This window comes from Kitasatospora sp. NPDC032121 (genome assembly GCF_055580145.1).
Genome location: NZ_JBVILX010000002.1, coordinates 984,817 through 1,002,519, shown reverse-complemented (window position 1 = coordinate 1,002,519; position 17,703 = coordinate 984,817). Strand labels below are relative to the sequence as shown.

General features: G+C 76.1%; 12 protein-coding genes. 4 read left to right on the top strand and 8 right to left on the bottom strand.

All coding sequences use genetic code 11. The features are described from left to right. Nucleotides 1-126 precede the first annotated feature (126 nt). Entirely contained in the window at nucleotides 127-1,704 is a 1,578-nt protein-coding gene (gene purH, locus ACZ5OX_RS10435) for a bifunctional phosphoribosylaminoimidazolecarboxamide formyltransferase/IMP cyclohydrolase (protein ID WP_465629498.1), read from the bottom strand. Next, nucleotides 1,701-2,360 (bottom strand): phosphoribosylglycinamide formyltransferase, encoded by a 660-nt coding sequence (gene purN / locus ACZ5OX_RS10430; protein WP_465629497.1) that lies wholly within the window; start codon nucleotides 2,358-2,360, stop codon nucleotides 1,701-1,703. The genes purH and purN overlap by 4 nt, the downstream gene beginning before the upstream one ends. A 424-nt stretch (nucleotides 2,361-2,784) precedes the next feature. Here purN and ACZ5OX_RS10425 point away from each other — a divergent pair, with 424 nt between their 5' ends. Beyond that, a complete protein-coding gene (locus tag ACZ5OX_RS10425; RefSeq protein WP_465629496.1) occupies nucleotides 2,785-3,435 on the top strand; it encodes a hypothetical protein in 651 nt (216 codons plus the stop codon). 48 nt (nucleotides 3,436-3,483) lie between these two features. Here the strand turns inward: ACZ5OX_RS10425 and ACZ5OX_RS10420 are convergent, their stop codons facing one another. Beyond that, nucleotides 3,484-4,902, bottom strand: a complete 1,419-nt coding sequence (locus ACZ5OX_RS10420) for a cell division protein PerM (protein ID WP_465629495.1) — start codon at nucleotides 4,900-4,902, stop codon at nucleotides 3,484-3,486. A gap of 132 nt (nucleotides 4,903-5,034) precedes the next feature. On the opposite strand from ACZ5OX_RS10420, the gene ACZ5OX_RS10415 reads away from it, so the two are divergent. Beyond that, a complete protein-coding gene (locus ACZ5OX_RS10415; protein ID WP_465629494.1) occupies nucleotides 5,035-7,374 on the top strand; it encodes a LuxR C-terminal-related transcriptional regulator in 2,340 nt (779 codons plus the stop codon). Between the two features lie 76 nt (nucleotides 7,375-7,450). Here ACZ5OX_RS10415 and sucD read toward each other — a convergent pair whose 3' ends face one another. The 5 genes from sucD to ACZ5OX_RS10390 form a co-directional block, all read right to left on the bottom strand. Further along, nucleotides 7,451-8,341: a succinate--CoA ligase subunit alpha gene (gene sucD, locus ACZ5OX_RS10410; RefSeq protein ID WP_465629493.1), complete on the bottom strand. Its 891-nt coding sequence runs from the start codon at nucleotides 8,339-8,341 to the stop codon at nucleotides 7,451-7,453. Nucleotides 8,342-8,359: 18 nt separating this feature from the next. Further along, complete coding sequence (gene sucC / locus ACZ5OX_RS10405; protein WP_449788212.1) at nucleotides 8,360-9,532, bottom strand: ADP-forming succinate--CoA ligase subunit beta; 1,173 nt, start codon at nucleotides 9,530-9,532, stop codon at nucleotides 8,360-8,362. A 302-nt stretch (nucleotides 9,533-9,834) separates the two neighbouring features. Further along, nucleotides 9,835-11,001, bottom strand: coding sequence for a VWA domain-containing protein (locus tag ACZ5OX_RS10400; protein WP_392867209.1), 1,167 nt, complete (start codon nucleotides 10,999-11,001; stop codon nucleotides 9,835-9,837). 135 nt (nucleotides 11,002-11,136) lie between these two features. After that, on the bottom strand, nucleotides 11,137-13,563 hold the full coding sequence (locus tag ACZ5OX_RS10395; RefSeq protein ID WP_465629625.1) for a DUF5682 family protein: 2,427 nt from the start codon (nucleotides 13,561-13,563) through the stop codon (nucleotides 11,137-11,139). After that, nucleotides 13,521-14,603: an ATP-binding protein gene (locus ACZ5OX_RS10390; protein WP_402416679.1), complete on the bottom strand. Its 1,083-nt coding sequence runs from the start codon at nucleotides 14,601-14,603 to the stop codon at nucleotides 13,521-13,523. The genes ACZ5OX_RS10395 and ACZ5OX_RS10390 overlap by 43 nt, the downstream gene beginning before the upstream one ends. Nucleotides 14,604-14,770: 167 nt before the next feature. Here ACZ5OX_RS10390 and ACZ5OX_RS10385 point away from each other — a divergent pair, with 167 nt between their 5' ends. Beyond that, nucleotides 14,771-16,063 carry an SWIM zinc finger family protein gene (locus ACZ5OX_RS10385; protein ID WP_465629492.1) on the top strand — a complete coding sequence of 431 codons (1,293 nt, stop codon included), beginning with the start codon at nucleotides 14,771-14,773 and terminating at the stop codon, nucleotides 16,061-16,063. 11 nt (nucleotides 16,064-16,074) lie between these two features. Further along, nucleotides 16,075-17,661 (top strand): DUF5691 domain-containing protein, encoded by a 1,587-nt coding sequence (locus ACZ5OX_RS10380; protein WP_465629490.1) that lies wholly within the window; start codon nucleotides 16,075-16,077, stop codon nucleotides 17,659-17,661. The last annotated feature ends 42 nt before the right edge of the window (nucleotides 17,662-17,703 follow it).

The window sequence follows — 17,703 nt, the reverse complement described above, 5'->3', positions numbered from 1 at the left end:
CAAGGAATACCACACACCCCTAGTCAGATACAAAACAAAAAGGGAGTACCCCCCCCCCCCCCCGTGGGGGCCCCCCCCCCCCCTCTGCCGTTCCGTCACGCCGTCCCGCCGTCGGCGGGACCGGTGTCAGTGGAAGAAGTGCCGCGCACCGGTGAAGTACATGGTCACGCCGGCCTCGGCGGCCGCCGCGACGACCTCCTCGTCGCGGATCGAGCCACCGGGCTGGACGATCGCCTTGACGCCGGCCGCGATCAGGATCGCCGGGCCGTCCGCGAACGGGAAGAAGGCGTCCGAGGCCGCGTAGGAGCCCTTGGCGCGCTCGCCGGCCCGCTCGACCGCGAGCTTGCAGGAGTCCACCCGGTTCACCTGGCCCATGCCGACACCGACCGAGGCGCCGTCCTTGGCCAGCAGGATCGCGTTGGACTTGACGGCCCGGCAGGCCCGCCAGGCGAAGGCCAGCTCGGCCAGCTCGTCGGCGGACAGCGCCTCACCGCTGGCGAGGGTCCAGTTCGCCGGGTCGTCGCCCTCGGCGTGCACCCGGTCGGCGTCCTGGAGCAGCACGCCGCCGGAGATCGGGCGCACCTCCTGGCGGTTGGCCGGGGCCTCGGGGGCGAGCAGCACCCGCAGGTTCTTCTTGCGGGTGAGCACCTCCAGGGCGCCCTCCTCGTAGCCGGGGGCCACGACGACCTCGGTGAAGATCGGGGCGATCTGCTCGGCCAGCGCGACGGTGACCGGGCGGTTGACGGCGATCACGCCGCCGTACGCGGAGACCGGGTCGCACTCGTGCGCCTTGCGGTGCGCCTCGGCGACGTCGGCGCCGGTCCCGATGCCGCACGGGTTGGCGTGCTTGATGATCGCGACGGCCGGCTCGGCGTGGTCGTAGGCGGCGCGGCGGGCGGCGTCGGTGTCGACGTAGTTGTTGTACGACATCTCCTTGCCGTGCAGCTGCTGCGCGCCGGCCAGGCCGCCGGTGCCGTCGCTGTACAGCGCGGCGCCCTGGTGCGGGTTCTCGCCGTAGCGCAGCACGTTCTGCCGCTCCCAGGTCGAGCCGAGGAACTCGGGGAAGTGCGCGTCGCTCGGGGCGTAGCCGTCCTCGAACCAGGAGGCGACGGCCACGTCGTAGGCGGCGGTGTGGGCGAACGCGGCACCGGCCAGGCGCTTGCGGGTGGCCAGGTCGAAGCCGCCCTCCCGGACGGCCGTCAGCACGTCGCCGTAACGGGCCGGGTCGACCACCACGGCCACCGAGGGGTGGTTCTTGGCGGCGGCGCGGACCATGCTCGGGCCGCCGATGTCGATCTGCTCGACGCACTCGTCCGGGGTGGCGCCGGAGGCGACGGTGGCCTTGAACGGGTAGAGGTTCACCACGACCAGGTCGAAGGGCTCGACGCCCAGCTCGGCCAGCTGCGCCCGGTGCGACTCCAGCCGCAGGTCGGCCAGCACGCCGGCGTGCACGCGGGGGTGCAGCGTCTTCACGCGCCCGTCGAGGCACTCCGGGAAGCCGGTCAGCTCGGAGACCTCGGTCACCGGGACGCCGGCGGCGGCGATCCGGCCGGCGGTCGAGCCGGTGGAGACGATGGCGACCCCGGCGGCGTGCAGGCCCTGGGCCAGCTCCTCCAGACCGGTCTTGTCGTACACGCTGATCAGCGCGCGACGGATCGGACGGACGTTCTCCGAAACGGGCGTGGTGGTGGAGCTGGCACTCATGCCGGGATCCATACCTTTCGGTCCTCGATGCGGTGACCTTCGCGGGCCAGCCGGCCCACGACGTCGACGAGCAGCTTGCGCTCGACAGTCTTGATGCGCTCGTGCAGCGCGACGCCGCCATCGGCGTGGTCGGCGTCGACGACCTCGACGACGCCCTGCGCGATGATCGGCCCGGTGTCCACGCCGGAATCGACCAGGTGGACGGTGCAGCCGGTGACCTTCACCCCGTACGCGAGCGCGTCGGTGACGCCGTGGGCGCCGGGGAAGGAGGGCAGCAGTGCGGGGTGGGTGTTGACGATCCGCCCGGCGAAGGCGGCGATGAACTCGGGGCCGAGGATCTTCATGAAGCCGGCCGTGACCACCAGGTCGGGCCGGTACTCGGCGACGGAGGCGGTCAGCGCGCGGTCCCACTCGGCCCGGTCGGGGTGGTCCTTCACCCGGTGGACGAAGGTCGGCAGGCCGGCCTTCTCCGCGCGGTCCAGGCCGACGATCCCGTCCCGGTCCGCGCCGACGGCGAGGATCTCGGCGCCGTACGCCGGATCGGCCGCGGCGTCGATCAGCGCCTGCAGGTTGGTGCCGGAGCCGGAGACCAGCACCACCAGGCGGGCCGGTCCGGGCTTACGGGGCGGGAAGTGCTGGGCGGGGGCGGCGGCCACTGCGCGTTTCTCCGTAGGTCGGGCGCCGTCCGCTGGTACGTCCACCGGCGGTGGGGCCACTACGAACGGCAGGTCGAGCGAGGGGGAACTCCGGGAAAACCCGCCGCGACGCGGGCCCGGGGAACCTCTGTGGGCTGCTGACCGTCACCACGATAACGGCTGGTCGGACGGCCTCCGCACCCTCCCGGCGGCGCTACGCGCGTAGTTGAGACGGGGATCTCCTCCGGCCCGCCGCACCGGAGTTGCCCCGGCCCGCACCGGCCCGCCGACGACCCCGCCGACGGCCCCGTCCGGTCCCGCCCGGCCCTTCGACGCGGGCCGCCGGTGGCCCGGTGGACGGCTGCGGGATCATTGGGGGCGCGGGAGACCGCTCCGACGCGAGAACCTCCGAACGAGCTCCGACCGAGAAGGAATGGCTGAACCCATGAGCAGCGGCGACGACACCGGTGAGCGCAACCCCTTCGCGCCGCCGCCGGCGGATGCCCCGGACCAGCCGTGGCAGCCGCGCAGCCCCTGGGCCGGCCCGGGCCCCGGCGCCGACGGGCAGGGCGGCCCCGACGGCCAGGGCGGCGAGCGTCCGGTTCTTCCGCCGCCGTGGGGCCCAGGCGACGACGGCCGACCCGGCCGGCGGCCGCCGGCCCCGCAGCCGCCCCGGCTCGACCTCGCCGACCCGGCCCACCGCAAGGCGCGCAACGCCGCGCTGGCCGGGCCGTTCGCGCTGGTCTGCCTGTTCATGGGGTTCCACTGGATCGCGCTGCTGATCGGGGCGCTCGGCATCGTCTGGGGCGTCGGCGCGCTGCGGACCCGGCGGTCCGCCCCGGCCGCCGCCACCGTCGCCGGCCCGGGCGGCCCGCTCCCCGCGGCGCCGGCACCGAACCCGCTCACCCCGGCCGCGCTCGCCGGCATCCTGACCGGCGCGATGACCATCGTGGTCGCCACCTCGGTGATCGGCCTCGGGTACCACTACCGCGACTACGTCACCTGCGTGCAGGACTCGCTGACCAGCGTCGGCGCCCAGAACTGCGACCGGTACGCGCCGCAGTGGTACGTGGACTTCACCGGGAACACCGAGTAGCCGGGCCGACGTCCGGGGCCGGTCGGTCGTCCGGCCGGTCGGCCCCGGTCAGTCGTCCTGATCCACCCGGTCGACCGGGTCCCGCTCGTCGGGGCCCGGTCCGCCGACGCTCCTGACACCCGCTCCGGAGAGCCGCAGCACGAGGGCGTACGCAACGGCGCGCAGCGCCAGCGCACCCCGGCGGACGCGCCGCGCGAGCCGGGCATACACGCCCACGCCGTCCGCCGGGCCCAGCGTGCGGTACCGGACCAGCAGCGCGCCCGGGACGGCGACCAGCGCGATCCAGCCCGCCGCCGCCGGACCCGTCCACGGCACCGGCCCCACCCAGGCCAGCCGCTCCCCCGCCAACGCCCCGCCGGAGAGCCAGCCCAGCACCGCCGCCCCGGCCCCGACCGACAGCGCCGCCGCCAGCGCGGCCACCGCCGTGGCGGCCGGCGGCCAGGGCTCGGGCCGCTCCCCGGCCCTGCCCGGCAGCCGCCGGCCCGCCGCCGCGCGGCCCAGCAGGACCGCCGGCACCACCCCGGCCAGCAGCGGCAGGGCCGACACCGCCAGCCGCCAGCCGCCCGGGCCGTCCGCCGGCAGCAGCGCGAACAGCGGGAACTCGGGCACCGGACCCAGCGCCGTAGCGGCCGGCGACACCACCGTCCCGGTGCCGACCCCGAAACCCGGGCCCAGCGCGTACGCCGTACCCCACAGCACCGCGTTCGGCAGCAGCACCAGCGCGAGCAGCACCAGCCCCGCCAGCGCGGTGGGCCCGCTCCCCAGCAGCGCCATGCCGCGCCCGCCGCCGGCCACCGCGTCCAGCACCGCCGAGGACACCACCAGGAGGCCGCCCGCCGCGACCAGTCCGGCCCCGGCCGCCAGCGCCGCGGCCCGTACCGTCGGCACGGCGCCGACCGGACAGTACGGCGGCGGGAGGCGGTCCAGCGGGGAATCGGCCGGCCCGTCGAGGACGGCCGCCGAACGGGCCCCGGCGGCCGTCGCCAGGCCCGCCACCAGCGCCACCGCCAGGACGTCCGGCAGCACCCGGCTGCGGAACAGCCCGCCCCCCGCGCAGTGCAGCGTCACCCCGACGGCCACCGCGCAGTACCCCGCCCAGACCGCCACCGGACCGCTCCAGCGCGAGCGCGGCCCGCGCCGCGCCGCCACCCCGGCGGCCACCCGGTGGAGCCGGGCCACGGCCAGGACGCCGAGCAGCAGCGGAGTGACGGTCAGCGGGGCGTCCGTCGGGCCGCGCAGCACCGGTGCGCCGTGCCCGAGCAGCCAGAGCACCCCCGCCAACCGGGTGACAGCGGCCGCGCCGTCCTCCGCGTACGGCGACACCACCCAGAGCGCCAGCACCGGCGCCCCGACCACGGCCAGGCCGACCAGCGCCGTCCGCACTCCCGTCAACAGGTCGGCCAGCGCGGGGCGTCCACCCGATTCACCGGGCGATTGCAGGATCGGACGGCCCATCAGCTGCGTCATGGGCCACATGGTGCCAAGGCGACTCGCCATGCTCCGTGAAGCGCCAAACCGCCGCCGTGTCCCAGATTATTGGCTTATGCGCATTTTCAGACCCTGCCCCCAAGCCGCCGGTGCCCCGGCCCGGAGCGTCTGATGACCACGCCACCCACCGCCGAGTCCCCCGCACCGGAGCGCCACCGCAAGCCGGCCCGCGCCGGGACCGACGCGGGCCGCCCACCGCGGAACCTGACCCCCCGTGAGGCCCAGGTCCTGGCCCACCTCGCGGTCGGCCACGACCTCCCCCGCACCGCCGTCGCCCTCGGAGTCACCCCCACCACCGCCCGCAGCTACCTCCAGCGCGCCCTGCGCAAGCTCGGCACCCGCACCGAGGCGGAGGCCCTCGCCCTGCTGGCCGGCACCCTGACGCGCCCCGAGGAACCTGCCCCCGTCTGCGGGGCCGGGCGCCCGTCGGCCGATGTGGCAGCGGGTGGGGACGTGCCGAGGAAACGGCGCCCCTCCCGAGCCGTGAAGCCCACCCCACGCACCTCCGACGACGCCCGGAAGGCGGCCCGCCCGGCGCGGGACGCGGACGGCGGCGCGGCACGCCGGGCTTCGGCCGAGAAGCCGCGCCCGGCCTCCGGCAGGCCGCCGGCCCCCGCGAAGAGCGCCGCCCCGGGGCGCGCGCACGAGGGTCGCGCGCCCGGGGGCCAGGCCGGCGGCGCCACCGTGCCACGGGCGCCGCTGGCCGCACCGGCGACGGTCGGCGCGCGGCGTCAGCCGACCGCCGGGAGCCACGAGCCGGCGGGCCCCGCCGGCGGCGGAGGCGGGCCGACGCCTCCCGCGGCCCCCGGGAGGCGCGGCGGCGCCCCCGGCGCCGGACGGGCGCGGGCCCGGGGCGCAGACGGCGGAAGTGGGCCGACGACGCCCACTGACCCCGGCACCGAACAGGACCGGCCGGAGAACGTCCCCACCTCGAGCGGCCGCCCGTCCCCGGGCAACGGCAGCGGCGACGGCCGTGAGCCGCAGGCCCCCGCGGGCACGGCCGCCCGCCCCGGCGACACGTCACGCCGGGCCCCGGCCGCGCAGGGGTCCGACGGCAGGCAGCCACAGGCCGCCGAGCCCGACCAGGCACGGAAGGCCCCGACGGAACACGCGGGACGCGGCGCCACGGCCGGGCGGCGGGCTGACGGCGGGCGGTCGAAGGCCGCCGGCCCCGACCGGACAAGCGACGCCACCGCCACGCCCACGGCCCGCCTCCACGACCCGGCCGAGCACCTTCACGCCACGTCCCCGAGCACGGGCCCCGGGCCGAACACCCCCACGGGCGGCACCGCCGCCGACCGCGGCGAGCCCCCGTACCCCGCCGCCGCCCCGGCCGGGCCCGGTTCCGCCAGTCCCGGCCGGGTGGCGCTGGCCGCCGCGCCCTCGGTCGGGGACGACGACCTCGACGCGCAGCCCCCGGCGGTGAGCTTCGAGGAGCTGTACGAGACCGCGCACACCCGGCTGGTGCAGCAGGTGTTCCTGCTGACCGCCTGCCGGCACCGGGCGGCGCACTGCGTACGGCTGGCGTTCGGGGAGGCCCGGCGGCGCTGGGGCGCGGTGGCCGCTTCGGGGAACCCGGAGGGGTGGGTACGGGTGCGGGCCTGCGAGCTGGCACTGTCCCCGTGGCACCGGGGCGGACCCCGCCGCTCGCACCTGTGGGTGCTGCCGCACCGGCGGATCAGGGTGCGCCCGGCCGACGAGGCGCAGGCGGTGCTGCCGGACCACGACCGGCTGACCGACCGGGACCGGGCGCTGCTGAAGGCGCTCAAGCGGCTGTCCCGCCCGCAGCGCCGGGCGCTGGTGCTGCACGACGGGCTGGGGCTGCCGGCCGCGGCGGTCGCGGTGGAGGTGGAGTCCACGCGGGTGGCGGCCGAGAGCCGGGTGTGGGCCGCCCGGGCGGCACTGGCGCAGTGGGTGCCGGAGCTGGTCGGGCCGGACCCGGCGGCACCGGGCTTCGCGGACGGGCTGAGCCGACAGCTGTACCGGGCGGCGGTGCGCGGCTGCCCGCAGCCGCACCGGGCACCGGTGCCGGTGCTGCGGGCCCGGCACCGGCTCTGGACGGCGAGCCGCACGGGTGCGGCGGCGCTGCTGACGCTCGCGGTGGCCGGGGCGATGCTGGCGACCCTGTCGGGGGTGCGCCCGGCGGTGCTGTTCCGGTCGGTCGACCCGCCGGCGCCCGCGGTGTGCCTGCCCGCCGCCCGGTCCGCCGGGGCGCAGGAGGCGGAGCCGAGCGTGCCGCTGCTGCCCGGAGGGGCGCCGAACGGCATCACCAGCATCTGGTGCAGCCCGGCGCCCGGCCTGGAGGCCGTCCTGGTGGAGCCGCGGCCGCGGGCGGCCGCGCGCTGGGAGCTGCCTGCGGCGGGCCGGACGGCCGCTCCCCCGCCGCAGGGCCCGGTGGTCTGCCGGCTGTGGTCGCCGCTACCCTGCACGACGGGGCCGAGGGCGCACTGAGCCGCCCGGGGCGTGCCGGAACGGCGAGCGCCCCCGCCCGGGAAGGGCGGGGGCGCTCGTCACGCGCGGGGCGGGATCAGGCCTGGGCGGCGATGATCTCGCGGGCCAGGCGGGCGGTCTCGGACGGCGTCTTGCCGACCTTGACACCGGCGGCCTCGAGGGCCTCCTTCTTCGCCTGGGCGGTGCCCGAGGAGCCGGAGACGATGGCGCCGGCGTGGCCCATGGTCTTGCCCTCCGGGGCGGTGAAGCCCGCGACGTAGCCGACGACCGGCTTGGTGACGTGCTCGGCGATGAAGGCCGCGGCACGCTCCTCGGCGTCGCCACCGATCTCACCGATCATGACGATGAGCTCGGTCTCCGGGTCCTCCTGGAAGGCCTTGAGCGCGTCGATGTGGGTGGTGCCGATGACCGGGTCACCACCGATGCCGACGGCCGAGGTGAAGCCGATGTCCCGCAGCTCGTACATGAGCTGGTAGGTCAGGGTGCCGGACTTCGAGACCAGGCCGATCTTGCCGGAGCTGGTGATGTCGGCCGGGATGATGCCGGCGTTCGACTGTCCGGGGCTGATCAGGCCGGGGCAGTTCGGGCCGATGATGCGGGTCTTGTTGCCCTTGGCACCGGCGTGCGCCCAGAAGGCGGCGGTGTCGTGCACCGGGACGCCCTCGGTGATGACGACGGCCAGGTCGATCTCGGCGTCGATGGCCTCGACGACGGCGGCCTTGGTGAACGCCGGCGGGACGAAGACGACGGTGACGTCGGCACCGGTCTTCTCCATCGCCTCGGCGACCGACCCGAAGACCGGGATCTCGGTGCCGTCGACGTCGACCGTGGTGCCGGCCTTGCGCGGGTTGACACCGCCGACGATCCGGGTGCCGGAGGCGAGCATGCGGCGGGTGTGCTTCATGCCCTCGGAGCCGGTCATGCCCTGGACGATGACCTTGCTGTCCTTGGTAAGGAAGATAGCCATGGTGTGTAGTCCCCTTCCTTACTTGTTGGCCAGCTCGGCGGCGCGGTCAGCGGCGCCGTCCATGGTGTCCACGCGCTGGACCAGCGGGTGGTTGGCGTCGTCGAGGATCTTGCGACCCAGCTCCGCGTTGTTGCCGTCCAGACGGACGACCAGCGGCTTGGTGACGTTCTCGCCCTTGCTCTTCAGGAGCTCCAGGGCCTGCACGATGCCGTTGGCGACCGCGTCGCACGCGGTGATGCCGCCGAAGACGTTGACGAAGACCGACTTGACGTCGGGGTCGCCCAGGATGATCTCCAGGCCGTTCGCCATGACCTCGGCGGAGGCGCCGCCACCGATGTCGAGGAAGTTGGCGGGCTTGACGCCGCCGTGCTTCTCACCGGCGTAGGCGACCACGTCGAGGGTGCTCATGACGAGGCCCGCGCCGTTGCCGATGATGCCGACCTGGCCGTCGAGCTTGACGTAGTTCAGGCCCTTGGCCTTGGCGGCGGCCTCCAGCGGGTTGGCCGCGGCCTTGTCCTCCAGGGCCTCGTGCTCGGGCTGGCGGAACTCGGCGTTGTCGTCCAGGGAGACCTTGCCGTCGAGCGCGATGATCTTGCCGTCGCCGGACTTGATCAGCGGGTTGACCTCGACGAGGAGGGCGTCCTCCTTGATGAAGACGGTCCACAGCTTCTGCAGGACCTCGGCGACCTGGTCGGCGACCTCGGCCGGGAACTTCGCCGCGGCGACGATCTCGGCGGCCTTCTCCGGGGTGCAGCCCTCGTTGGCGTCGACCGGGATCTTGGCGAGCGCCTCGGGGTTCTGCTCGGCGACGACCTCGATCTCCACGCCGCCCTCGACGCTGGCCATGGCCAGGAAGGTGCGGTTGGTGCGGTCCAGCAGGAACGAGACGTAGTACTCGTCCTTGATGTCCGCGGTCTGGGCCAGCATCACCTTGTGAACGGTGTGGCCCTTGATGTCCATGCCGAGGATCTGCTCGGCCTTGGCGACGGCGTCCGCCGGGTCGGCGGCGAGCTTGACGCCGCCGGCCTTGCCTCGGCCGCCCACCTTCACCTGAGCCTTGACGACGGCGCGGCCGCCGAAGCGCTCCGCGATGGCGGCAGCGTCTGCGGCGGTCTCGATGACATCGCCGTCAAGCACGGGTACACCGTGCTTGGCGAAGAGGTCCCTCGCCTGGTACTCGAACAGGTCCACGTGTTTGTCCTTGTTCGTGGTCGCGGATTGTGTCTCTACGAGCGTGCCACGGCAGGATCTTCGCTGCGGGTCGTCGGGGCGGTGCGGGTACGCAGAGATACGGCCTTGCGGCCCACACAGCCACGGGCGCACACGTCAATCAACACGCGCGTCACGTCCGTCTGGCAGGTTATCCCCGTGGGACGGGCCTGTTCCGCCCGGGAGCCTGCCCGCCTTGGGTGAGAACCGTCACAGAATGCCCGGAAGGCCGGGGCGGGCGGCCGGTCCACCGATCGGGCGGATTACCGCGTTCGGGTGAATCCTCACGCCCTCTGGTCCGGCACGGGGATCGGACGCTTCTCGATGGCCGCCGCCATGATCTCCGGGAACGCGTCCGGGGTGCAGGCGAAGGCCGGCGCGCCGAGCGAGGCCAGGGCGGCGGCGTGCGCGTGGTCGTACGCCGGGGCCCCCTCGTCGGAGAGCGCGAGCAGGGCGATGAACTGGACGCCGGCCGCCTTCATCGCGGCGACCCGCTTGAGCATGCCGTCCCGGATGCCGCCCTCGTACAGGTCGCTGATCAGCACCACGACGGTCTCGGAGGGCCGGGTGATCTTCGACTGGCAGTAGGCGAGCGCGCGGTTGATGTCGGTGCCGCCGCCGAGCTGGGTGGCGAACAGGACGTCGACCGGGTCGGTGAGCTGTTCGGTGAGGTCGACCACCGAGGTGTCGAAGACGACCAGTCGGGTGTCCAGGGTGCGCATCGAGGCGAGCACCGCGCCGAAGACCGCCGAGTGGACGACCGAGGGCGCCATCGAGCCGGACTGGTCGATGCAGAGGATGACGTCCTTCTTCACGGCCTGCTGGGCGCGGGCGTAGCCGACCAGCCGCTCGGGGACGACGGTGCCGTGCTCGGGCAGGTAGTTCTTCAGGTTGGCCCGGATGGTGCGGTCCCAGTCGATGTCCCGGTGGCGCGGCCGGTTGACCTTGGCGCTGCGGTCGAGGGCGCCCCCGAGGGTGGCCCGGGTGCGGTCGGCGAGCCGGCGCTCCAGGTCGGCGACCACCTTGCCGACCACCGCCCGCGCGGTCTCCCGGGTGGTCTCGGGCAGCGCGTGCTTGAGCGACAGCAGGGTGCCGACCAGGTGCACGTCCGGCTCGACGGCCTCCAGCATCTCCGGTTCCAGCAGCAGCCGGTCCAGGCCGAGCCGGGTGATCGCGTCCTGCTGCATCAGCTGCACGACGGTGGACGGGAAGTACTCGCGGATGTCGCCCAGCCAGCGGGCCACCTGCGGGGCCGAGCCGCCCAGCCCGGCGCTGCGGCGGCCGCCGCGACCACCCCGGGCGCCCTCCTCGGGGGCGCCCCGGTAGAGCGCGGCGAGGGCGCCGTCCATCGCGGCGTCGCGGCCGCGCAGGGTGCAGCCGGTGCCGTCGGCCTCGCCGCCGAGCACCAGCCGCCAGCGGCGCAGCCGTTCGTCGGTCGTGGGCGCTGCCATCTCGTCCTCCTCTTCAGCGGGTCCTGCGGTGGGGCAGGCGTTCGGTACGGCGGTGCGTTCGGTGCGGCGGTGCGGCCGGCGGCGGTGCGCCCGGCGTTCGGTAGGCGGTGCGTTCGGTACGGCGGTGCGGCGGTGTCAGGTGTCGCGGCCGGCGGCCTGCCGGGGGATCGTCGGACGGAGCCCGAGCAGCAGGGCCACCACGGGGACGGCGGCGTCGGCGCGGGCCCGGTCCAGCTCGCCGGACTCGGCCCGGGCGGCCGGGAGCTCGCCGAGCGGGCCGGCCGCGACCCGGCCGCCGATGGTGGTGCGCACGCCCGCCTCCAGTCCGGCGAAGGTGCGGCGCAGCAGCGGCAGGACGTCGGTGAAGACCTCGCCGCTCACCCCGGTCAGCCACTCGTCCAGCAGGGCGAGCAGCCGGGGGTCGTGCAGCAGCAGGGCGCCGCCGCCGGTCAGGAAGCCCTCGACCCAACCGGCCGCGTCCGCCGGGGCGTTGGCGACGGAGAGCACCAGCCGCAGCCGTCGGCCGGCCTCCTCGGAGTCGAGCCGGCCGTCGTCCAGCAGCAGTCGCACGGCGCGACCGCGCAGCAGCCCGGGGGCGCCGGTGGCCGGTCCGCCGGCCGGCTCGCGGCGGGCCAGCGAACGCAGGGCGGCGGCCCAGCGGTCGGCCAGGCCGGCCAGGCCGGCCAGGCCTTCCGGGTCCGGCGCGGTGCCTTCGGCGGCCTCTTCGACGGCGGCGTCTTCCGTGGTGGCGGAGGCGGCGGGATCGGCGGCCAGCAGCCCGATCGCGCCGTGCACCTCGTCGAGCCGGCCGCGCATCGCCTCCGCGCCCTGCGCGTCCAGGCCGACGCAGGCGGGCGGCAGCCCGACGCAGATCCGCTCGGCCAGGCCCGAGGCCGCCTCGGCGAGCGCCCCGTGGTCGGTGCCGCGCACGTCGCCGTAGCGCAGCGCGCGGACCAGCGCGGGCAGCGCGCCCGCGAGGTGCGCGACATCGGTGTCCAGGGCCGCGCAGTCGGCGAGCACCCGCATCACGGCGGGCAGTGCCCCGGACAGCCCGGCCAGCAGGCAGGTCTCCACCAGGCCGGTCAGCTCGGCGAGTTCCTCGGCGGCGCGGGCGGTGCCGACGGCCTTGTTGACCGCCGCCTCCTCGACCGTGGTGCCCCACTGGGCGGCCTCGGCGATCCGGACCGCGAACTCGGGCTGCCAGCACAGCCGCCAGCTCTCCCGGAACGTCCCGGTCGAGTTCACCGAGGACCGCGCGGGCACGCCCCAGTCCACGCCCAGCAGCCGCAGCCGGTGCAGCAGCCGGGAGCGGGCCGCGTCGGTGTCCTTGCGCAGGTCGAGGTCGACGTCCTTCGGCGCGGCCTCGGGCTTGAGCCGCAGCGAGCGCTGCAGCCGGGTGAGGTCGCGCTGGAGCGGCACCGCCGGCGCGGCGTCCGGGACCTCGCCGAGCGCGTCGCCGACCACCAGGCGGTCCCGGACCAGCTCCAGGGCGACGTCCGAGCCCTCGCAGAGCACCGCGCGCACCGCGTCCAGGGTCTCGGTCAGCCCGGCGAGCGGGCGTCCGCGCAGCACGGCCAGCGTCTCGGCGAGCCGGACCGCCTCGATCACGTGCGCGGAGGAGACCGGGTGGTCCTCGGCGCGCAGCAGTTCGGCGGCCCGGGTGAGCCAGCGCGGGACCGGGTCCCCGTCGGTGGTGAACAGGTGGTGGTACCAGCCGGGCGACTGCACGCCCGCGCCGTAGCCGGCGGACTGGGAGAGCCGGCGGTGCGTCCACGGCACCCAGGTGATGTCCGTGCGCACCTTCTTGGGCAGCCCGGCGAGCAGCGCCCGGTCGTGGGCGACGGTGGGCATCCGCTCCAGCGCGGGGACGTGGAAGGCCCCGCAGACCACGGCGATCCGCCGGTGCCCGGCGCGGCGGGCGGCGCGGATCTGCTGGCGCATGTGCGCCTCGCGCAGCCGGTCCCGGCGGGACTCGCCGAGACCCTCCGCGCGCAGCGCGCCCATCGCCTCGGCGACGGCGGCGAACGGCGCCAGCGCGTCGCCGCCGGGCGCGCGGTGCTCGACCACGTCCTCCCACCAGCGCTCGGCGTCGTCGTGCCCGGCCGCCTCGGCGAGCAGCGCCAGCGGGTCGGCGACCGGCTCGGCGCCCTCCCGCGCGCCGTCCTCCTCGGTGCCCTCCGCTTCGGCGCCCTCCTCCTCCGGCGCGAAGCCGTACCCGGCGGGCAGGTCGATGAAGCGGACCGGCAGGTCGTGGTCGACGGCGTGCCGGATCGCCACCCACTCCGGGGAGAACTCGGCGTACGGCCAGAAGGCGGCCCTCGCCGGGTCGTCCACCGCGTGGGCGAGCAGCGCCACCGGCGGGACGAGGTCCTTCTCGGCGGCCAGGTGGACGATCGCGTCGGCCTCCGGCGGGCCCTCGATCAGCACCGCGTCCGGCCGCCACCGCGCCAGCGCGGCGGCCACCGCCCGGGCGGATCCGGGGCCGTGGTGGCGGATGCCCAGCAGGGCGACCTCGGACGTCACGCCGTCACCTCGCGGGCGGCGCGGTAGAAGTCCTTCCAGCCGTCGCGCTCGCGCACCACCCCTTCGACGTACTCGCGCCAGACCGCCCGGTCCGCCACCGGGTCGCGGACGACGGCGCCGAGGATGCCGGCCGTCACGTCCCCGGCGCGCAGCACGCCGTCGCCGAAGTGGGCGGCCAGGGCCAGCCCGTTGGTCACCACCGAGATCGCCTCGGCGGTGGAGAGGGTGCCGCTCGGGGTCTTGACCTTCGTCCGGCCGTCCACCGTGATCCCGGCCCGCAGCTCGCGGAAGACGGTGACCACGCGCCTGATCTCCTCGGCGCCGCCGGGCAGTTCGGGCAGGTCCAGGGAGCGGCCGAGCTGGTTGACCCGGCGGGTGACGATGTCGACCTCCTCGTCCAGCGAGCCCGGCAGCGGCAGCACCACGGTGTTGAAGCGGCGGCGCAGCGCGCTGGACAGCTCGTTGACGCCGCGGTCGCGGTCGTTGGCGGTGGCGATCACGTTGAAGCCGCGCACCGCCTGGGTCTCGGCTCCCAACTCCGGTATCGGGAGCGTCTTCTCGGACAGGATGGTGATCAGACTGTCCTGTACGTCGGCGGGGATGCGGGTGAGCTCCTCGACCCGGGCGATCTTGCCGTCGGCCATCGCCCGCATCAGCGGCGAGGGCACCAGGGCGTCCCGGCTGGGCCCGTGGGTGAGCAGCTGGGCGTAGTTCCAGCCGTACCGGACGGCCTCCTCGGGGGTGCCGGCGGTGCCCTGCACCAGCATCGTGGAGTCGCCGCTGATCGCCGCCGCCAGGTGCTCGGACACCCAGGTCTTCGCGGTGCCCGGCACGCCGAGCAGCAGCAGCGCGCGGTCCGTCGCCAGGGTCGTCACGGCGACCTCGACGACCCGGCGCGGGCCGATGTACTTGGGGGTGATCCGGGTGCCGTCGGGCAGTTCACCGCCGAGCAGGTACGTCGCCACGGCCCACGGCGAGAGCTTCCAGCGCTCGGGGCGCGGACGGTCGTCCTGCGCGGCCAGTGCGGCCAGTTCACCGGCGAACGCGTCCTCGGCGTGCTGCCGCAGAACGTCGGCCATCTCGGGCTCCTTCGGGTCGGCCCCGGGCACACGGGTGCCCCGGGCGCAATGGTGATCGGGGAGTCAGGACCTGTTGGGAACAACCCTGCACCGAGCCACTGACAACCCGGCGGGGCCCGCGGACGGCCCGTCAGCCGCTGTCAGTGCCGCCGCCTACGGTCGGTCGCATGGAGGAACGCTGGAGCACCGAACACGTCCTGTCCCTGGCACCTGACGCCGCCTCGCAGAAGGCGGCGGGCAAGCTCTCCGCGCCCGCGCCGTGGTCCGGCACCGGCACCGACGGCACCGCGCTCTGGGGCGAGTGCAAGGGCAGCGGCCGCACGCCGTACCGCACCGCGATCGAACTCGCCACGCCCGCCTACCAGTGCAGCTGCCCCAGCCGGAAGTTCCCGTGCAAGCACGCGCTCGGGCTCCTCCTGCTGTGGAGCGGCACCCCGCAGGCCGTCCCGGCCGGCGAGCCCGCCGACTGGGTCGCCGAGTGGCTCAAGTCCCGCCAGGAGCGCGCGGAGAAGCGCGCGGCGGAGCCGGTCGACCCGGAGGCCGCCCGGCGGCGGGCCGAGAAGCGCGGCGCCCGGGTCACCGCCGGGGCCGCCGAGCTGCGGCTGCGGCTGGCCGACCGGGTCCGGCACGGCCTGGCCGACCAGTCCACCGCCGGGCCCTGGGAGGAGGTCGCCGCCCGGATGGTCGACGCGCAGGCCCCCGGCCTGGCCACCCGGGTCCGCGAACTGGACGCGCTGCCGCAGGAGCGGCTGCTGGAGGAGTACGCGATGCTGCACCTGCTCGCCACCGCCGCCACCCGGATGGACGAGCTGCCGCCCGAACTGGCCGCCACCGTCCGCACCCGGGTCGGGTACCCCGCGGACGACAGCACGCTGGGGGCCGGCGTCCGCGACCGCTGGCTGGTGCTCGGCAGCCGGGACACCACGGTCGAGCGGCTCACCACCCGCCGGGTCTGGCTGCGCGGCGCCAAGACCGGCCGCCCGGCCCTGCTGCTCGCCTTCGGCCACTCCGGCCAGGCGCCCGCCCTCGCCCTGCCCACCGGCCACCTGGTGGAGGCCCAGCTCGCCTACTACCCCGGCGCCCATCCGCTGCGCGCCACCCTCGGCAAGCGCTACGGCGCCCCCGAGCCGGGCCCCGCCGGGCCGCCTGCCGGGCTGACCGTCGCCGAGGCGGTGGCCGGCTACGGCACCGCCGTCGCCGACGACCCGTGGCTGGAGAGCCGGCCGACGGTGCTCGGCGACGTCGTCCCGGTCCGCACCCCGGACGGCTGGTTCCTGACGGACGGCCACCACACCGTGCCGGTCCGCACCTCGACCGTCCCGGAGGCCGCGCTGTGGCGGCTGGCCGCGGTCTCCACCGGCCGCCCGCTCACGGTCTTCGGCGAGTACGGCCACCAGGGCTTCGCCCCGGTCACGGCCTGGGCTGCCGGCCGACGCCCGGTCGGCCTCACCAACGCTTAGGAGCACCGAGAATGACGACCACCCAGGACCCGTGGGAGACGCTGCAGACCAGCGCCCTGCTCGGGACCGACCGCCGACCGCTCCCGGCCACCGCCCTGCCGCTCGCCGACGCCGTGGACCGGGGCGACCAGGCCTCCGCCCTGCTGGAGCTGGCCGCGCTGGCCGCCGTCCGCCGCCGGGCCGGCGCGCTGCCCGTACCAGCCGCCGAGCCGCCCGGCCCGCCCGCGGCCGAGGACACCCGCCCGGAACTGCCGGAGCCCGCAGCCCGCCGCCTGGCCGTCCTGCTCTCGGGCCGGACCGGCGCCGGCGGCGGCACCCTGGCCAACCTGGCCGAGCTGCTGCCCCAGTGGCTCACCACCGCCCGGGCGAGCGGCCTGCGCCCGCCCGCCGCGCTGGTGCCCGGCCTGCTCGACGCCGCCCGCGCCCGCAGCGAACTGCGGCCCGACGCCGTGGCGTTGGCCGGTCCGCTGGGCCGCTGGCTGGCCGAGCAGAACCCCGACTGGCGGTTCGTGCTGCGCACCACCACGCCCGAGCTGCCGCAGGAGTGCGCGGACGACCGGCTCTGGCACGAGGGCCTGTTCGCCGAACGGGTCACCCACCTCGCGCTGCTGCGCCGCCGCGATCCCGCGGCCGGCCTGGAACTGCTGCGCGGCACCTGGGCCACCGAGCGCGCCGAGGACCGTCTGCTCTTCCTGGACGCCCTCCAGGAGGGCCTCTCCCCCGCCGACGAACCGTTCCTGGAGGCCGCCCTCGGCGACCGCAGCAAGAACGTCCGGGCCACCGCCGCCGAGCTGCTCTCCGCCCTGCCCGACTCGGCGCTGGCCCACCGGATGGCCGAGCGGGCCCGGGCCGCCGTCCGGCTCGCCGACACCGGCACCCACCTGCTGGTCACGCCGCCCGCCGAGTGCGACGCCCGGATGCAGCGCGACGGGATCGCCCCCAAGTCGCCCACCGGGCGCGGCGAACGGGCCTGGTGGTTCGGCGAGGTGGTGGCCGCCGCGCCACTGGCGACCTGGTCGACGAGCACCGGGCTGACGCCCGAGCAGCTGCTCGCCCTGCGGGTCGGCGACAGCCTCGACGAGACCAGCAGCAGCTGGGCCGACGACCTGCGGGAGGCCTGGGCGCGGGCGGCCGTCCGCCAGCAGGACGCCGACTGGGCCCGGGCGCTGCTCGGCCCGGCCCCGGCCCCGCCCGGACGCGGCGCCCGGACCCGCTCGCCGCGGGCCACCGGCGCCCCGGCCAAGCTGCTGGCCGTCCTCCCGCCACAGGAGCGGGCCGCCTGGACGGCCGCGTTCATCACGGTCCACGGACTGGGCGAGGCCTTCCAACTGCTCGGCGCCTGCGCCACCCCGTGGACGCCGCCGCTGTCCACCGCCGTGGTGACGGCGCTGGCCCGGGCGGCGGCCTCCGGGGCGTACCCGTGGAGCCACAGCGGGGTGCTCGGGATGACGGAGCGCGCGCTCGCCCCGGAGACGGCCGCCGCGGTGGAGGAGCTGGCCGCCGGGGCCGCCCCGGACTCCGCGTGGTCCGAGACCTTCGCCCGACTGGCCGGCACCCTGCGCTTCCGGGCGGCGATGCTCGCGGAGCTGGCGGGCTGAACCCGACGGAGCGCCGGACACGACGGAGCGGGGCGGCCCCGG

Bases quoted from the DNA above. Each gene is read 5' to 3' on its own strand.
- purH (WP_465629498.1), bottom strand. From the start codon at position 1,704: ATGAGTGCCAGCTCCACCACCACGCCCGTTTCGGAGAACGTCCGTCCG.
- ACZ5OX_RS10425 (WP_465629496.1), top strand. From the start codon at position 2,785: ATGAGCAGCGGCGACGACACCGGTGAGCGCAACCCCTTCGCGCCGCCG.
- ACZ5OX_RS10420 (WP_465629495.1), bottom strand. From the start codon at position 4,902: ATGACGCAGCTGATGGGCCGTCCGATCCTGCAATCGCCCGGTGAATCG.
- ACZ5OX_RS10415 (WP_465629494.1), top strand. From the start codon at position 5,035: ATGACCACGCCACCCACCGCCGAGTCCCCCGCACCGGAGCGCCACCGC.
- sucD (WP_465629493.1), bottom strand. From the start codon at position 8,341: ATGGCTATCTTCCTTACCAAGGACAGCAAGGTCATCGTCCAGGGCATG.
- ACZ5OX_RS10400 (WP_392867209.1), bottom strand. From the start codon at position 11,001: ATGGCAGCGCCCACGACCGACGAACGGCTGCGCCGCTGGCGGCTGGTG.
- ACZ5OX_RS10390 (WP_402416679.1), bottom strand. From the start codon at position 14,603: ATGGCCGACGTTCTGCGGCAGCACGCCGAGGACGCGTTCGCCGGTGAA.
- ACZ5OX_RS10385 (WP_465629492.1), top strand. From the start codon at position 14,771: ATGGAGGAACGCTGGAGCACCGAACACGTCCTGTCCCTGGCACCTGAC.
- ACZ5OX_RS10380 (WP_465629490.1), top strand. From the start codon at position 16,075: ATGACGACCACCCAGGACCCGTGGGAGACGCTGCAGACCAGCGCCCTG.